Origin of the sequence: Streptococcus sp. CM6, from assembly GCF_000526095.1 — a bacterium.
In the GTDB taxonomy this organism is placed as follows: Bacteria; Bacillota; Bacilli; order Lactobacillales; family Streptococcaceae; genus Streptococcus; species Streptococcus oralis_BW.
The window spans coordinates 222371-237748 of the sequence record NZ_JATS01000018.1 but is presented as its reverse complement, the minus strand read 5'-3'; the positions used below and the strand labels follow the sequence as shown (position 1 = coordinate 237748).

Annotated in this window: 17 protein-coding genes; all 17 read left to right on the top strand. The window is 42.1% G+C overall.

Annotated features, from left to right (window positions below; all coding sequences use genetic code 11):
- Window positions 1-56 precede the first annotated feature (56 nt).
- The 17 genes from HMPREF1516_RS05750 (at window position 57) to HMPREF1516_RS05670 (ending at window position 15367) form a co-directional block, all read left to right on the top strand.
- Window positions 57-617: a mechanosensitive ion channel family protein gene (locus tag HMPREF1516_RS05750; RefSeq protein ID WP_033606012.1), complete on the top strand. Its 561-nt coding sequence runs from the start codon at window positions 57-59 to the stop codon at window positions 615-617.
- A gap of 57 nt (window positions 618-674) precedes the next feature.
- Window positions 675-1583, top strand: a complete 909-nt coding sequence (locus HMPREF1516_RS05745; protein ID WP_000899718.1) for a magnesium transporter CorA family protein — start codon at window positions 675-677, stop codon at window positions 1581-1583.
- Between the two features lie 14 nt (window positions 1584-1597).
- A complete protein-coding gene (locus HMPREF1516_RS05740; RefSeq protein WP_000963744.1) occupies window positions 1598-2125 on the top strand; it encodes a YqeG family HAD IIIA-type phosphatase in 528 nt (175 codons plus the stop codon).
- Between the two features lie 2 nt (window positions 2126-2127).
- Entirely contained in the window at window positions 2128-3234 is a 1107-nt protein-coding gene (gene yqeH, locus HMPREF1516_RS05735; RefSeq protein ID WP_000391175.1) for a ribosome biogenesis GTPase YqeH, read from the top strand.
- Between the two features lie 213 nt (window positions 3235-3447).
- Complete coding sequence (gene yhbY, locus HMPREF1516_RS05730) at window positions 3448-3759, top strand: ribosome assembly RNA-binding protein YhbY (RefSeq protein WP_000060171.1); 312 nt, start codon at window positions 3448-3450, stop codon at window positions 3757-3759.
- 51 nt (window positions 3760-3810) lie between these two features.
- Window positions 3811-4440: a nicotinate-nucleotide adenylyltransferase gene (locus HMPREF1516_RS05725; protein WP_000963713.1), complete on the top strand. Its 630-nt coding sequence runs from the start codon at window positions 3811-3813 to the stop codon at window positions 4438-4440.
- Window positions 4440-5033 carry a bis(5'-nucleosyl)-tetraphosphatase (symmetrical) YqeK gene (gene yqeK / locus HMPREF1516_RS05720; protein WP_000331221.1) on the top strand — a complete coding sequence of 198 codons (594 nt, stop codon included), beginning with the start codon at window positions 4440-4442 and terminating at the stop codon, window positions 5031-5033. Before HMPREF1516_RS05725 ends, yqeK begins: the two co-directional genes overlap by 1 nt.
- Window positions 5034-5384: a ribosome silencing factor gene (gene rsfS, locus HMPREF1516_RS05715; protein ID WP_001003022.1), complete on the top strand. Its 351-nt coding sequence runs from the start codon at window positions 5034-5036 to the stop codon at window positions 5382-5384.
- 285 nt (window positions 5385-5669) lie between these two features.
- The gene (locus HMPREF1516_RS05710) at window positions 5670-6410 is read left to right on the top strand and encodes a class I SAM-dependent DNA methyltransferase (RefSeq protein WP_025169572.1); all 741 of its coding nucleotides are present in this window, start codon (window positions 5670-5672) and stop codon (window positions 6408-6410) included.
- A gap of 9 nt (window positions 6411-6419) precedes the next feature.
- A complete protein-coding gene (locus HMPREF1516_RS05705; protein WP_033606011.1) occupies window positions 6420-7517 on the top strand; it encodes a nucleotidyltransferase in 1098 nt (365 codons plus the stop codon).
- Between the two features lie 132 nt (window positions 7518-7649).
- Window positions 7650-7904, top strand: a complete 255-nt coding sequence (locus tag HMPREF1516_RS05700) for a type II toxin-antitoxin system Phd/YefM family antitoxin (protein ID WP_198014360.1) — start codon at window positions 7650-7652, stop codon at window positions 7902-7904.
- A 3-nt stretch (window positions 7905-7907) separates the two neighbouring features.
- On the top strand, window positions 7908-8162 hold the full coding sequence (locus HMPREF1516_RS05695; RefSeq protein WP_033606010.1) for a Txe/YoeB family addiction module toxin: 255 nt from the start codon (window positions 7908-7910) through the stop codon (window positions 8160-8162).
- A gap of 203 nt (window positions 8163-8365) precedes the next feature.
- Window positions 8366-10057 carry a P-loop NTPase fold protein gene (locus tag HMPREF1516_RS05690; protein ID WP_033606009.1) on the top strand — a complete coding sequence of 564 codons (1692 nt, stop codon included), beginning with the start codon at window positions 8366-8368 and terminating at the stop codon, window positions 10055-10057.
- A gap of 134 nt (window positions 10058-10191) precedes the next feature.
- A complete protein-coding gene (locus tag HMPREF1516_RS05685; RefSeq protein WP_033606008.1) occupies window positions 10192-11805 on the top strand; it encodes a ribonuclease Y in 1614 nt (537 codons plus the stop codon).
- Window positions 11806-11939: 134 nt separating this feature from the next.
- Window positions 11940-12566 carry a guanylate kinase gene (gene gmk, locus HMPREF1516_RS05680; protein ID WP_000775041.1) on the top strand — a complete coding sequence of 209 codons (627 nt, stop codon included), beginning with the start codon at window positions 11940-11942 and terminating at the stop codon, window positions 12564-12566.
- A gap of 24 nt (window positions 12567-12590) precedes the next feature.
- Window positions 12591-12905: a DNA-directed RNA polymerase subunit omega gene (rpoZ, locus tag HMPREF1516_RS05675; protein WP_002875802.1), complete on the top strand. Its 315-nt coding sequence runs from the start codon at window positions 12591-12593 to the stop codon at window positions 12903-12905.
- A 65-nt stretch (window positions 12906-12970) separates the two neighbouring features.
- Window positions 12971-15367 carry a primosomal protein N' gene (locus tag HMPREF1516_RS05670; protein WP_033606007.1) on the top strand — a complete coding sequence of 799 codons (2397 nt, stop codon included), beginning with the start codon at window positions 12971-12973 and terminating at the stop codon, window positions 15365-15367.
- Window positions 15368-15378: the final 11 nt, after the last annotated feature.

Genomic DNA, 15378 nt, shown 5'->3' with positions numbered 1-15378 from the left:
TTATGAAAGAAAAGAGAGGGACGATTTTATGGTATAATAGGAAAAAGGAGTTTTATATGCAAGATTTTTTTCAACGCTATTTTGATAGACTTGACTTAACAACCATATTAGAGAATCTCTTGACCAAGGTGATTTCTCTTTTGATTTTGTTTTTACTATTTTATATAGCTAAAAAGATGCTTCACGCTACTGTCCGAAAGATTGTCAAGCCCTCACTTAAATTTTCAAATCGAGATGCAGGAAGACAAAAGACCATTTCGCGTTTGCTGGAGAATGTCTTTAACTACATTCTTTATTTCTTTTTAATCTACTGCATCCTGTCTATTTTGGGCTTGCCGGTTTCCAGCCTCCTTGCTGGGGCAGGGATTGCTGGGGTAGCCATTGGTATGGGGGCGCAAGGCTTTCTATCCGATGTCATTAATGGCTTCTTCATCCTTTTTGAGCGCCAGCTTGATGTGGGTGATGAAGTGGTCCTCACAAATGGACCAATTACCGTTTCTGGAAAGGTCGTTAGCGTAGGAATCCGTACAACACAACTGCGAGGTGATGATCAAGCTCTTCACTTTGTTCCTAACCGCAATATTACCGTTGTTAGTAATTTATCCCGTACTGAATAGTCCGACTATTTTAGCAGATTTGTGGTACAATAGAAGGAGTTTGGTAAAGGAGAGAGTATGCTATTTGTAGAGAAAAAATTAGGTCACGATCGTACTTGGATAGACCTTGATGTGGACAAGATTAAAAATATGGAAGATCTTTCTGACATCTATGGATTGGACAAGGAAACCATCGAGTATGCTCTGGATAGAAATGAACGAGCCCACATGGATTATAACCGTGAAACGGAGACGGTAACCTTCATTTATAATGTTCTTGATTTAGAAAAAGACAAAGAATATTATGAAGCGATTCCGATGACCTTTATCGTTGAAAAACAACGCCTGATTACCATCAGCAATCACAAGAATACTTATGTGATTAAACGCATGGCAACCTACCTTGAAAGCCATGAAATTATTTCAATCTACAAATTTCTTTTTGCCAGTTTAGAGATTATTAGCAATGCTTACTATCCAGTGATTGAAGAGATGGATAAAAGTAAGGATGAAATCAGTGCACTTCTTCGTCAAAAAACAACTAAAAAAAATCTTTTCGCCCTCTCTGACTTGGAAACTGGTATGGTTTACCTGACAGCAGCTGCCAAACAAAATCGTCTCCTCTTGGAACACATCCAAGGGCATGCTCTTTATCGCAATCTTAATGAGGTAGAAAGAGAGCAGTTTGACGATGCCATGATTGAAGCCCATCAGTTGGTTTCAATGACAGATTTGATATCTCAAGTTTTGCAACAACTTTCAGCCTCTTACAACAACATCCTAAATAATAATCTAAATGATAATTTGACAACTTTGACAATTATCTCAGTCTTGCTAGCTATCCTTGCGGTTATTACAGGATTCTTCGGAATGAATGTTCCCTTACCGTTTACAGATGAACCAAATGCTTGGATTTATATTTTGATAGCTAGTCTCATTTTATGGGCAGTCTTAGCTCAATGTTTAAAGAAAATTGCTAGAAATTAAAAAAAGGAGTCAGAATGGCGATTGAAAACTATATGCCAGATTTTGCTGTGGAAGCAGTCTATGATCTGACAGTTCCAAGTCTGCAGGCGCAGGGAATCAAGGCTGTTTTGGTCGATTTGGACAATACGCTCATTGCTTGGAACAACCCTGATGGGACGCCAGAGATGAAGCAATGGCTACATGACCTTCGGGATGCAGGTATTCGCATCATCGTGGTCTCAAATAATACCAAAAAACGAGTTCAACGCGCAGTTGAGAAATTTGGGATTGATTACGTTTATTGGGCTCTGAAGCCCTTCACCTTTGGAATAGACCGTGCCATGAAGGAATTCCACTATGAGAAAAATGAAGTGGTCATGGTCGGCGACCAACTCATGACGGATATTCGCGCAGCTCATCGTGCGGGTATTCGCTCGATCTTAGTCAAACCCTTGGTCCAACATGACTCGATCAAAACGCAGATTAACCGAGCTCGTGAGCGCCGTGTCATGCGAAAAATCACTGAAAAGTATGGACCGATTACATATAAAAAAGGAATTTAACTATGGAAGAAATTCTCTGTATTGGTTGTGGAGCAACCATTCAGACGACAGACAAGGCTGGTCTTGGTTTCACCCCCCAGTCAGCACTTGAAAAAGGCTTGGATACTGGAGAAGTCTATTGCCAACGCTGTTTCCGTCTCCGCCACTACAATGAAATCACAGATGTCCAGTTGACGGACGACGATTTCCTCAAGCTCTTGCACGAGGTGGGAGACAGTGATGCTTTGGTAGTCAATGTCATTGATATCTTTGACTTTAATGGCTCTGTCATCCCGGGATTGCCACGTTTTGTATCGGGCAATGATGTCCTCTTGGTCGGAAATAAAAAAGATATCCTGCCCAAGTCTGTTAAACCGGGCAAGATTAGCCAGTGGCTGATGGAGCGCGCCCACGAAGAAGGGCTTCGTCCAGTGGATGTCGTCCTAACTTCGGCACAAAACAAGCATGCCATTAAGGAAGTCATTGACAAGATTGAACACTACCGTAAGGGCCGTGATGTCTATGTGGTCGGTGTAACCAACGTTGGAAAGTCAACCCTCATCAACGCTATTATCCAAGAAATTACGGGTGACCAGAATGTCATCACGACTTCGCGCTTCCCAGGGACAACCTTGGACAAGATTGAGATTCCACTTGATGACGGATCTTATATCTACGATACGCCGGGAATTATCCACCGTCACCAGATGGCCCACTACTTGACGGCTAAAAACCTCAAGTATGTCAGCCCTAAAAAGGAAATCAAGCCCAAAACCTATCAGCTTAACCCTGAGCAAACCCTGTTTCTAGGTGGTCTTGGACGCTTTGACTTCATATCAGGAGAAAAGCAAGGATTTACAGCTTTCTTTGACAATGAACTCAAACTCCACCGTACCAAGCTAGAAGGCGCTAGTGCCTTTTATGACAAGCATCTGGGAACTCTCCTCACACCACCAAATAGTAAGGAAAAAGAAGAGTTCCCAAAACTTGTACAGCATGTATTTACCATTAAGGACAAGACAGACCTGGTCATCTCAGGCCTAGGCTGGATCCGCGTAACAGGCATCGCCAAAGTCGCCGTCTGGGCACCAGAAGGCGTCGCCGTCGTCACACGCAAAGCAATCATTTAAACACAGAAAGGAAAGAGTTGTCTGGATTCGGGCGAGCCCTGCGAGCCCATAACGAATACTTTTCGCCGTGGTGTCAGTTGGTACAAGGAATTGTACCAACTGCGGAAAATTTGAGACCTTAGGCTCAAATTTTAGTCATGAAAGTCCGAAGGACTTTGCTGACGTCCGTCACCACTTCAGAAAAGTATAAAAAGAAACTCTTTTAAAGAAATTATGTCATTAACATCAAAACAACGTGCCTTCCTCAACAGCCAGGCACACACCCTCAAACCTATTATCCAAATCGGGAAAAATGGACTCAACGACCAAATAAAAACCAGTGTTCGCCAAGCTCTTGACGCACGTGAATTGATTAAGGTTACTCTCTTGCAAAACACAGACGAAAACATCCACGAAGTAGCTGAAATTTTAGAAGAAGAAATCGGTGTAGATACTGTCCAAAAAATCGGACGCATCTTGATTTTGTATAAACAATCTAGCAAGAAAGAAAATCGCAAGATTTCTAAAAAAGTCAAAGAAATCTAAACACCTACTCCAAGAAACTGTTTTTACAGAGAATTAAAGGAAGACGAGCCTATGGCAATCGAATTATTGACTCCCTTTACCAAGGTAGAGTTGGAGCCAGAAATCAAGGAGAAAAAACGCAAACAAGTCGGGATTTTAGGGGGGAATTTTAACCCTGTTCACAATGCCCATCTTGTTGTGGCGGACCAAGTACGACAACAGTTAGGACTGGACCAGGTCTTGCTTATGCCCGAATACCAACCACCTCATGTAGATAAAAAGGAAACCATTCCTGAGCATCATCGTCTTAAGATGCTTGAGTTGGCGATTGAGGGGATTGAAGGCCTCGCCATTGAAACCATTGAGCTAGAGCGTAAGGGCATTTCCTACACCTACGACACCATGAAGATTTTGACAGAGCAACATCCAGATACGGATTATTACTTCATTATCGGGGCTGATATGGTGGACTATCTGCCTAAATGGTACCGAATTGATGAGCTGGTCGACATGGTTCAGTTTGTTGGAGTTCAGCGCCCACGCTACAAGGCAGGGACTTCCTATCCAGTTATATGGGTGGATGTGCCTCTCATGGACATCTCGTCTAGCATGGTGCGTGACTTCATTGCCCAAGGTCGGAAACCCAACTTTCTCCTACCTCAGCCAGTGCTAGACTACATCGAGAAGGAGGGGCTTTACTGATGGCATACCAAGACTATATCAACTGCTCCCGTGAGGCTTTGTTGGAAAAAATGGCTGAGCTTCTACCTGAAAAACGCTTAACCCATTGTTTGGGTGTGGAGCGTGCAGCCATAGAGCTTGCGAAGCGATACGGAGTTGATGCTGAGAAAGCTGGTCTAGCAGGACTTCTTCATGACTATGCTAAAAAATTGTCAGATCAGGAATTTCTAGACTTGATTGACCGTTATCAGCTAGACCCTGACCTCAAAAACTGGGGCAATAATGTTTGGCATGGCATGGTTGGCATCTACAAGATTCAGGAAGATTTGGATTTGCGTAATACGGAGATCCTAAGAGCTATTGAAATCCATACAGTCGGGGCTGGTCAGATGACGGACTTAGACAAGGTCATCTATGTAGCAGACTACATCGAGCACAATCGTGCCTTCCCTGGAGTGGACCAGGCGCGTGAGATTGCAAGTTTGTCGCTCAATAAGGCAGTGGCCTATGAGACAGCTCGTACTGTGGAACATTTGGCTCATCAAGGTTTTCCCATCTATCCCCAAACCCTTGAAACCTATAACGCCTTTGTGCACTATTTGAAAGAGGACTAAATGAACGAAAAAGAATTACTAGAACTAGTCGTGAAAGCGGCTGATGAGAAACGTGCGGAGGATATTCTCGCACTTGATGTACAAGATTTGACCAGCGTGACAGACTACTTTGTTATCACGAGCTCGATGAATAGCCGTCAGTTGGACGCTATTGCTGACAATATCCGTGAAAAAGTAGTCGAAGCTGGTGTTAAAGGCAGCCATGTCGAGGGCGATGCAGCTGGAGGCTGGGTTTTGCTGGACCTCGGCGGTGTCGTTGTGCATATCTTCTCAGAAGAAATGCGTGCCCACTATAATTTGGAAAAACTATGGCATGAGGCAGAGTCAGTAGATTTATCTGAAACTTTATAGTCTTTTCCTTTGTCTTTTATTACGGCGTTAACTCATTTTGCCTAACTCTAGTTATGCCTGCAATTCTTTGCCTAGTACTAAAAGCAAACGAAAAGACTATAGCGTCACAATTGAACTCAGTTGCAGTCAACTGGGTTTATTTGCTTATTTTAAAAGGAAAGTGATAGAAAGGATTTGAACCCGTCCTGTAATCGTCGGAAAATAGATAGCTTAGTCTTGGATCAGGATCCTAAGTCCAAGCACCTAATTTTCATTCTGATTACGGGCGGAATTGGTATCATGAATATGGCAACTTATGAAACCTTTGCGGCTGTTTACGATGCTGTGATGGATGATAGTTTATACGATAAATGGACAGATTTTTCGCTGCGTCATTTGCCTAAGACCAAGGAGAGAAAGAAGCTTTTGGAATTGGCTTGTGGAACAGGTATCCAGTCTGTCCGCTTTTCTCAGGCTGGCTTTGATGTGACAGGACTTGACTTGAGCGCAGATATGTTGAAGATTGCGGAGAAGAGAGCGACTTCAGCCAAGCAAAAAATTGATTTTATCGAAGGCAATATGCTGGATTTATCCAGGGCGGGTAAGTATGACTTTGTTACGTGTTACTCGGACTCTATCTGCTACATGCAGGATGAGGTCGAGGTAGGAGACGTCTTTAAGGAAGTGTATAATGCCCTCAATGAAGACGGAGTATTCATCTTTGACGTGCATTCGACTTACCAGACGGATGAGGTTTTTCCAGGCTATTCTTACCATGAAAATGCGGAAGATTTTGCCATGCTTTGGGACACCTATGAGGACGCAGCACCTCACTCTATCGTCCATGAGTTGACTTTCTTTATCAAGGAGGCTGATGGTTCCTTTAGTCGCCACGATGAGGTACACGAGGAGCGTACATACGAAGTCTTGACCTATGATATTTTGCTGGAACAGGCTGGATTCAAGTCCTTCAAACTCTATGCGGACTTTGAGGACAAGGAGCCGACAGAAACCAGCACCCGTTGGTTTTTCGTCGCACAGAAGTAGGAGAACATCATGACCATCACAGGTATTATCGCGGAGTTCAATCCTTTTCATAATGGCCACAAATACCTGCTTGAGCAGGCGGAGGGACTGAAAATCGTTGCCATGTCTGGGAATTTCATGCAGCGTGGAGAGCCTGCTATCGTGGACAAGTGGACTCGGGCTCAGATGGCGCTGGAAAATGGAGCGGATCTGGTAGTGGAATTGCCCTTTTTAGTCAGTGTTCAGGCAGCGGATTTCTTTAGTCAAGGGGCTGTGGATATCTTGGCTCGATTGGGCATTGATAGTCTTGCTTTTGGGACAGAAGAAATTCTGGATTACCAGAAAATTGCTGACTTATACACAGAGCAAGGTGCTGAGATGAAGAAATTTGTGGAAAATCTGCCTGATTCCCTCTCTTATCCCCAGAAAACCCAAGCCATGTGGAAGGATTTTGCAGGTCTTGATTTTTCAGGCAACACGCCCAATCATGTTCTTGCTCTGGCCTATGCCAAGGCGGTTGCAGGACGCAACATCAAACTCCATCCTATCCAGCGTCAGGGAGCGGGTTATCATTCTGTGGACAAGGATGTGGACTTTGCCTCTGCAACAGCTCTCCGCCAGCATCAATCAGACCAAGATTTCTTAGAACGCTTTATGCCCTCTGTTACCCTCTTTGAGCAGAGCTGTAAGGTGAGTTGGGATGACTATTTTCCCTTGCTCCGCTATCAAATTTTGTCAAATCCAAACCTAACGGCCATCTATCAGGTCAATCAAGAAATGGCTGTGCGCATCAAGGATGCTATCAAAACAGCCCAGTCTGTAGAAGACTTGGTCGAGACGGTTGCTACCAAGCGCTATACCAAGGCGCGTGTCAGACGCCTCTTGACCTATATTCTGGTGCAGGCCAGAGAAAGTGACTTGCCAGAAGCCATTCATGTCCTTGGCTTTACCGAAAAAGGCAGACAACACCTCAAGTCTCTGAAAGGGCAGGTCCATCTAGTCAGTCGAATTGGCAAAGAACCTTGGGATGTTATGGCTCAAAAGGCAGACCAGATTTACCAACTAGGACACCTAAGTATCGCAGAGCAGAATTTTGGAAGAGTGCCGATTAGAATAGAATCAAACTAAGTCTACTGAAAGGTAGGCTTTTTTAGAAGATTTTCGAATAAATAGATGGAAAAGAAAAATCTTGTACAAGTTCCTGACAATTTCTTTCTTTTTGTGTATAATAGTGGAAAAGAGGTAAAACGAGGTATGGTTATGGAAGCAGTTCTTTACTCAACATTCCGAAATCATTTAAAAGACTACATGAAGAAGGTAAACGATGAATTTGAGCCTTTGACGGTGGTCAATAAAAATCCAGATGAGGATATTGTAGTCCTTTCAAAGGGCGAGTGGGATAGTATTCAGGAAACCCTGAGAATCGCTCAAAATAAGGAACTTTCTGACAAGGTCTTGCGAGGAATGGCTCAAGTTCGTGCTGGAAGCACTCAGGTACATGTGATTGAGGAGTGAGAAATGCTACTCAAGTTTACAGAAGATGCCTGGGCGGATTATTGCTATTGGCAAAACCAAGATAAGAAGACATTAAAAAGAATCAATAAATTAATCAAGGATATTCAACGCGATCCTTTTGTAGGAATGGGGAAACCAGAACCACTCAAGTATGACTACCAAGGAGCCTGCTCACGTCGTATTGATGCAGAAAATCGCTTGATTTATATGATGGATGGAGATAGTGTCGCTTTCTTGTCCTTTAAAGATCACTACTAAGTTTACTGAGAGGTAGGCTTTTTTTATTTTAAGGATCTTAGTAAGTGAATTGAAGATAAAGTTTTTTGGAAAATGACAGATTTCCTAAGTTAAGAAATCAGTGAAAAATTTTAGTATAATAACTAGATTCTTGTCCCTTGAATCCGCTTTATAACTCTTATTTTGTGGTATAATCATGATAATATAGATTAAAAGGGGTATATATGAAAAATATAATGACGAGGATTCTTAATTTTTTTCTGAATTTCAAACCATTGAAATATTTATTGAAAAGACCATCATGGAGTAGTAATGTTAGAATTGTTGAGTGGTACAAAATATTTATAGCTAGTATATGGGTACTGTATCTTGCACTTGAGATTGAACAATTTAAACGCTTTGCTTTACCTATTTATAAATTTGTATCTAATTATAATTTTTTAAAAGATATTATTTCAATTTTGTATATGAATCGTGTAATAATATTGTTAGTACTGACTATACCAACAATACTATTCTGGTTTTTAAACATAATTTTTAAAAAAGTTAGTTATAAAAAACTGGATCCATATCTATTTCCAGAATATAACTTAGATGAATATCCTTATCAAGCTCATCTGGTGGAGTTTTTAAATAGTCCAGACTCTATTCATAATGTCTTCTGGTTGGATGGTTCTTGGGGGAGCGGGAAAACATTTTTTATAAAGACGTTTTTTGAAAATCAAATTTATAAAAAGAAAGAAATCTACTATATTTCCTGCTTTGGGATAAAAACAAGAGAGCAAGCCGAGAAAATATTGATCAATGAAATAGAAAAGCAATCCATACTCGGAAATTTGGACTTTATTCCACTTGTTGGAGGAGTTTTTAAATGGTTCTTTAAAACAGTTGGAACGGATTTGATGAAGCGAGATTCTATCATTATTTTTGATGACTTTGAACGGGTTTCATATGCGGAAACATCAGATAACCCTTCAGATTACAATGATTTATTGGGTTATATTGACTATCTTTCTGAAAATAAAAAGTTTAAAATTATTGTCATTTTAAATAGTGAGGAAATAGGGGCAGCAAAGAATCTCATTTATAGTAAATTTAAGCTAAATCAAAATAAAATGGTATCTGCAGAAGAAGTCATAGATAGTATTTTGAAAAAGAGTAAATTGAGAGATGATGACTTTGGGAAAATGTTATCATTGATTTTTAAAATTTATTATGTAGATATAGATGAAAAAGTCGTACAAAATAAGAAAAAAAACAGAAAAGTAGAGAAACCAAGTTTAAGAGAGTTCCAGAAGTCATTAGAAGAACTTTCGAATATAATTGAGAATAATCATATAGAGAAGGAAATGCTACCATTGTTTAACAATAATATATACGATTATATCGTTGATTATTTGAATGGTCGTTTGGGAACTGACAATATTATAGCATTATTTTCTGAATTTTTTAGTGATTTTTATGAAGTAGATGAGTATGACAAGTTATTTGAGTCAGATCCATATTTTCATTTTGAAATGTTACAGAAGATTGTAGGATTAAGTTCTGTGTATTCTTTACCTACTTCTGAGGAAGATATGTATTCTAATTTTGATTATTATTACACCAACGTACTTATATATTATTTTCAATTGTTATCGTGTTTATGGGAAGCAAGATTAAGTAATCTATTTATATCAAAAATAGGCAACAAAGTGTATTATGATGATACTGATGTATCTCTTGGAGGCTCAATGGGCTGCTTAGTTAAAATTTACTATGATATTTTGAATGATAGAATAAAAAATAATTATCAAATTGTTAATATAGATGAATTGGCGGAAGCGAGCTATCAGGACTTTATAAAATGCCTACCTTTAGAATCAAAAGGAAAAATTACAATTAATAATATTCCACTAGATAAATTAATACAATAGAGTTTTGAAGTAGATGGCTCTTTGTCTAAATTTCAATAGAAACTCTTCAATTTGGGTTTGTGGAAATCGGTTTTTTATGATAGAATATTAAGGAATGTATGTCATTCGATAAACAAATTTAATGAGGTAAAAACATGGAAATCATGACACTTGCGATTGCTGTTTTTGCCGTCATCATTGGTTTAGTCATTGGATATGTCAGCATCTCAGCTAAGATGAAATCATCTCAAGAGGCTGCAGAGTTGATGCTTCTAAATGCTGAACAAGAAGCAACTAATTTACGAGGACAAGCTGAGCGCGAAGCGGATTTATTGCTAAATGAAGCCAAGAGCGAAAGCAAGTCTCTTAAAAAAGAAGCACTATTGGAGGCCAAAGAGGAAGCCAGAAAATACCGTGAAGAAGTGGACGCTGAATTTAAGTCAGAACGTCAGGAGCTCAAGCAAATTGAAAGTCGTTTGACGGAGAGAGCTACGAGCCTTGACCGTAAGGACGACAATTTGACGAACAAAGAAAAAACACTTGAACAAAAAGAACAAAGTATTTCTGATAGAGCAAAAAACCTTGATGCACGTGAAGAGCAATTAGAGGAAGTCGAAAGACAAAAAGAAGCTGAACTTGAACGTATCGGCTCCCTTTCCCAAACTGAGGCTCGAGATATTATCTTGGCTCAGACAGAGGAAAACTTGACCAAGGAAATTGCTAGCCGCATTCGTGAGGCTGAGCAAGAAGTCAAGGAACGTTCAGACAAGATTGCGAAAGATATCTTGGTTCAGGCTATGCAGCGTATCGCTGGTGAGTATGTAGCGGAGTCAACAAACTCTACAGTTCACCTACCAGATGATACCATGAAGGGACGCATTATCGGACGCGAAGGTCGAAATATTCGTACCTTTGAAAGTTTGACAGGGGTTGATGTCATCATCGATGATACACCGGAAGTGGTAACCTTGTCAGGATTTGATCCGATTCGTCGTGAAATTGCTCGTATGACCATGGAAATGTTGCTCAAGGATGGCCGTATCCACCCAGCTCGTATCGAGGAATTGGTGGAGAAAAACCGTCAGGAGATTGACAATAAAATCCGTGAATACGGTGAGGCTGCTGCCTATGAGATTGGTGCGCCAAACCTCCATCCAGACTTGATGAAGATCATGGGACGTTTGCAGTTCCGTACTTCTTATGGACAAAATGTCTTGCGTCATTCGATTGAGGTTGCTAAGCTATCTGGTATCATCGCCAGTGAACTTGGTGAAAATGCAGCTCTTGCCCGTCGTGCTGGATTCCTTCACGACATTGGGAAAGCTATTGACCGCGAGGTTGAAGGTAGCCACGTTGAGATTGGTACGGAATTGGCTCGTAAGTACAAGGAACACCCAGTTGTGGTGAATACCATTGCTAGCCACCACGGCGATGTCGAAGCCGAAAGCGTCATTGCAGTGATCGTTGCCGCAGCAGATGCCTTGAGTGCAGCGCGTCCAGGTGCTCGTAGTGAATCTCTTGAAAGCTATATCAAACGTCTCCATGATTTGGAAGAAATCGCCAATGGCTTTGAAGGAGTGCAAAATAGCTTTGCTCTTCAAGCAGGACGTGAAATACGTATCATGGTTAATCCAGGACAAATCAAGGACGACAAGGTCACAATCTTGGCTCACAAAGTTCGTGAGAAAATTGAAAATAATCTCGATTACCCAGGAAATATCAAAGTAACCGTGATCCGCGAACTTCGTGCAGTAGATTATGCTAAATAAATAAGAAAGAGCAGTTGAAATATTACTGCTTTTTTGTTACACTAGATAGAAAGACTGTAGAAGGATCACTGACGCTATCATCAGTATCCGAGAGAAATTTTACTTTATTTCACAGACTAACTAAAGGAGACATAATGGCAGACCGAGGCTTGCTAATCGTTTTTTCTGGTCCTTCAGGAGTTGGGAAAGGAACGGTTAGAAGAGAGATTTTTGAGAGTTCTGAGAATCAATTTCAATACTCTGTATCGATGACGACACGTGCGCAACGTCCTGGTGAAGTGGACGGAGTGGACTATTTCTTCCGTACTCGTGAAGAGTTTGAAGAGCTGATCCGTCAAGGCCAGATGTTGGAATATGCAGAATATGTCGGTAACTACTATGGAACTCCTCTGACCTATGTCAACGAAACCCTAGATAAGGGAATCGATGTCTTTCTTGAGATTGAAGTGCAAGGAGCTCTTCAGGTTAAGAAAAAGGTTCCAGACGCTGTCTTTATCTTTCTAACGCCACCAGATTTGGATGAATTGCAAGATCGTTTGGTAGGTCGTGGAACAGATAGCGCTGAAGTGATTGCCCAACGAATCGAAAAAGCCAAGGAAGAAATTGCTCTCATGCGTGAGTATGATTATGCCATTGTCAACGATCAGGTGCCCCTCGCTGCTGAACGTGTCAAGCGTGTGATCGAAGCAGAACACTTCCGTGTGGACCGTGTCATTGGTCACTACCAGGAGATGTTGCCAAAATCTCCAACTACTCGATAAACTATAGGAAATAGGTACAAGCAAATGATGTTAAAACCCTCTATTGATACCTTGCTAGACAAGGTACCATCAAAATATTCACTCGTAATCTTGGAAGCAAAACGTGCCCACGAACTAGAAGCAGGTGCGCCAGCTACTCAAGAGTTTAAGTCTGAAAAATCAACTCTTCGCGCTTTGGAAGAAATCGAGTCTGGAAACGTTACGATTCACCCAGATCCAGAAGGAAAACGTGAAGCGGTTCGTCTCCGTATCGAAGAAGAAAAACGCCGCAGAGAAGAAGAAGAAAAGAAAATCAAAGAGCAAATTGCTAAAGAAAAAGAAGATGGTGAAAAAATTTAAGGTTGGGGGGACTCAATCTTATTTTTTCTATTGCAAGAATTTACTGACAAGGAGGAGGTGAGAAGATGGCTATCGCAAAGATTATCGTGGATGTTCCCCTGATGCAAACGGACCAGCCCTATAGTTATAAGGTTCCAGAGGAATTTGTAGAGATGCTGGAAGTCGGTATGCGGGTCCATGTCCCCTTCGGCAAAGGCAATCGTTTGATACAAGGGATTGTGTTGGGCTTGGAGTCCCAGTCGGATGAAGAAGTGGCTGATCAGGGCTTGAAAGAGATTGCGGAGGTGCTAGACTTTTCTCCCGTCTTGACTCAGGAGCAACTCTGGCTGGCTGAGGAATTACGTAAGTCTGTCTTTTCTTACAAAATCTCCATCCTAAAAGCCATGTTGCCGGGATTTTTAAACTCCAGCTATGATAAGATTCTCTATCCTCTGGAAGGTCTGAGTCAGGCAGACCGAGAGCGTCTGTTTGGTTCAGAAGATTCGCTAGCCTTTTCTTCTCTAGACTTTGCTAAACAGGCAGAAATGATGCGCTTGACCAGAAAAGGGCTGCTCCGCTTAGAATACCAGGCAGTCGATCAAAAGAAGGTCAAGACCCAGTCTTGGTATGAGATTGATGCTACTCGACTAGAGCAGATTGAGATTTCTGCGCGTGCTAAGAAAAAGGCAGAGCTGAGAGACTATTTGCTGTCTCATTCTGAAAGTGCTCCTCTGGCTAGCTTGTTAGAGTCTTATTCGCGGGAGCAAGTCAACTTCTTTGTGGAACAAGGAGCTCTAACCCTAGTCCAAAAGGAAGTGCAACGCTCAGCTGCTTATTTCGAAGGCATTGAGGCCAGTCAGCCTTTGTCTCTGAACCCAGAGCAAAGACAAGCTCGCGATGCCGTTGTCAGTGCTATTGGTAGTCAACAGCCTCCATTCCTCCTTCAAGGGATTACAGGAAGTGGGAAAACGGAGGTTTACTTACAGATCATCCAAGGAGCCTTGGACAAGGGGAAGACAGCTATTTTACTGGTTCCTGAGATTTCTCTGACGCCACAAATGACGGAGCGTTTTATTGCTCGATTTGGTGAGAAAGTGGCTATTCTTCACTCAGGCCTGTCCAATGGTGAAAAGTACGACGAATGGCGCAAGGTTGAGCGTGGCGATGCCCAAGTTGTTGTTGGCGCTCGATCAGCTATCTTTGCTCCTTTGAAAAATCTAGGTGTTATAATTATCGACGAAGAGCATGAAGCTAGCTATAAGCAAGACAGCAATCCCCGTTATCATGCTAGAGAGGTCTCCATTTTACGGGCTCAGTACAATCAAGCAGCCCTAGTCCTTGGTTCGGCAACACCGAGCTTAGAGAGCCGTGCGCGGGCTGGAAAAGGCGTCTATCAACACTTACGTCTGACCCAACGGGCCAATCCTTTAGCCACCATTCCTGAGGTTCAAGTGATTGACTTTCGGGACTATATCGGGCAGAATGAGACGTCAAACTTTACGCCTCCTTTGCTAGAGGCCATCCAAGACCGTTTGGATAAAAAAGAGCAGGTAGTCCTCATGCTCAACCGTCGGGGCTATTCTAGCTTTGTCATGTGTCGGGAGTGTGGGACGGTGGATACTTGTCCCAACTGTGACATTTCTCTGACTCTCCACATGGATACAAAGACCATGAACTGCCATTACTGTGGCTTTTCGAAGGGGATTCCTCGTGTCTGTCCCAACTGTCAGAGTCGCAGTATTCGTTACTACGGGACGGGGACTCAGAAAGCCTACGATGAGCTAGCAGAGCTCTTTCCTCAGGCACGCATTCTACGGATGGATGTGGATACGACTCGCAAGAAAGGCAGTCACCAAGCTCTTCTTGACCAGTTTGGCCAAGGGGAAGCAGATATATTGTTGGGAACTCAGATGATTGCTAAGGGCTTGGATTTTCCAAATGTGACCCTAGTCGGAGTGCTCAATGCGGATACAGCCCTGAACTTGCCTGATTTTCGTTCTTCCGAGAGAACCTTCCAGCTCTTAACTCAGGTGGCAGGCCGTGCAGGTCGTGCAGAAAAGGCTGGGCAGGTCTTGATCCAGTCTTACAATCCTGAGCATTATGCCATTCGTTTTGTCAAAGACCAAGACTATGAAGGTTTTTATGCTTATGAAATGAGTATCAGACGCCAACTCGGCTATCCGCCTTATTATTTCACTATTGGGATTACCCTCTCTCACAAGAACGAAGAAGAGGTTGTCAAACGCGCCTATGAAGTTATGGGAATTTTACGCTCAGGTTTATCGGAAACTAGTAAAATCCTTGGACCAACGCCAAAACCCATCGCCCGTACCCACAACCTTTATCATTACCAGATTTTGATTAAATACCGTTTAGAAGATGAGCTGGGACCAACTCTCAATCGAGTTTTGGCCTTGACTCAAGAACGGGAAAATAGCGAGCTCCGTCTCAGCATTGACCATGAGCCACAGCAATTTTTATAAGAAGGAGAAGA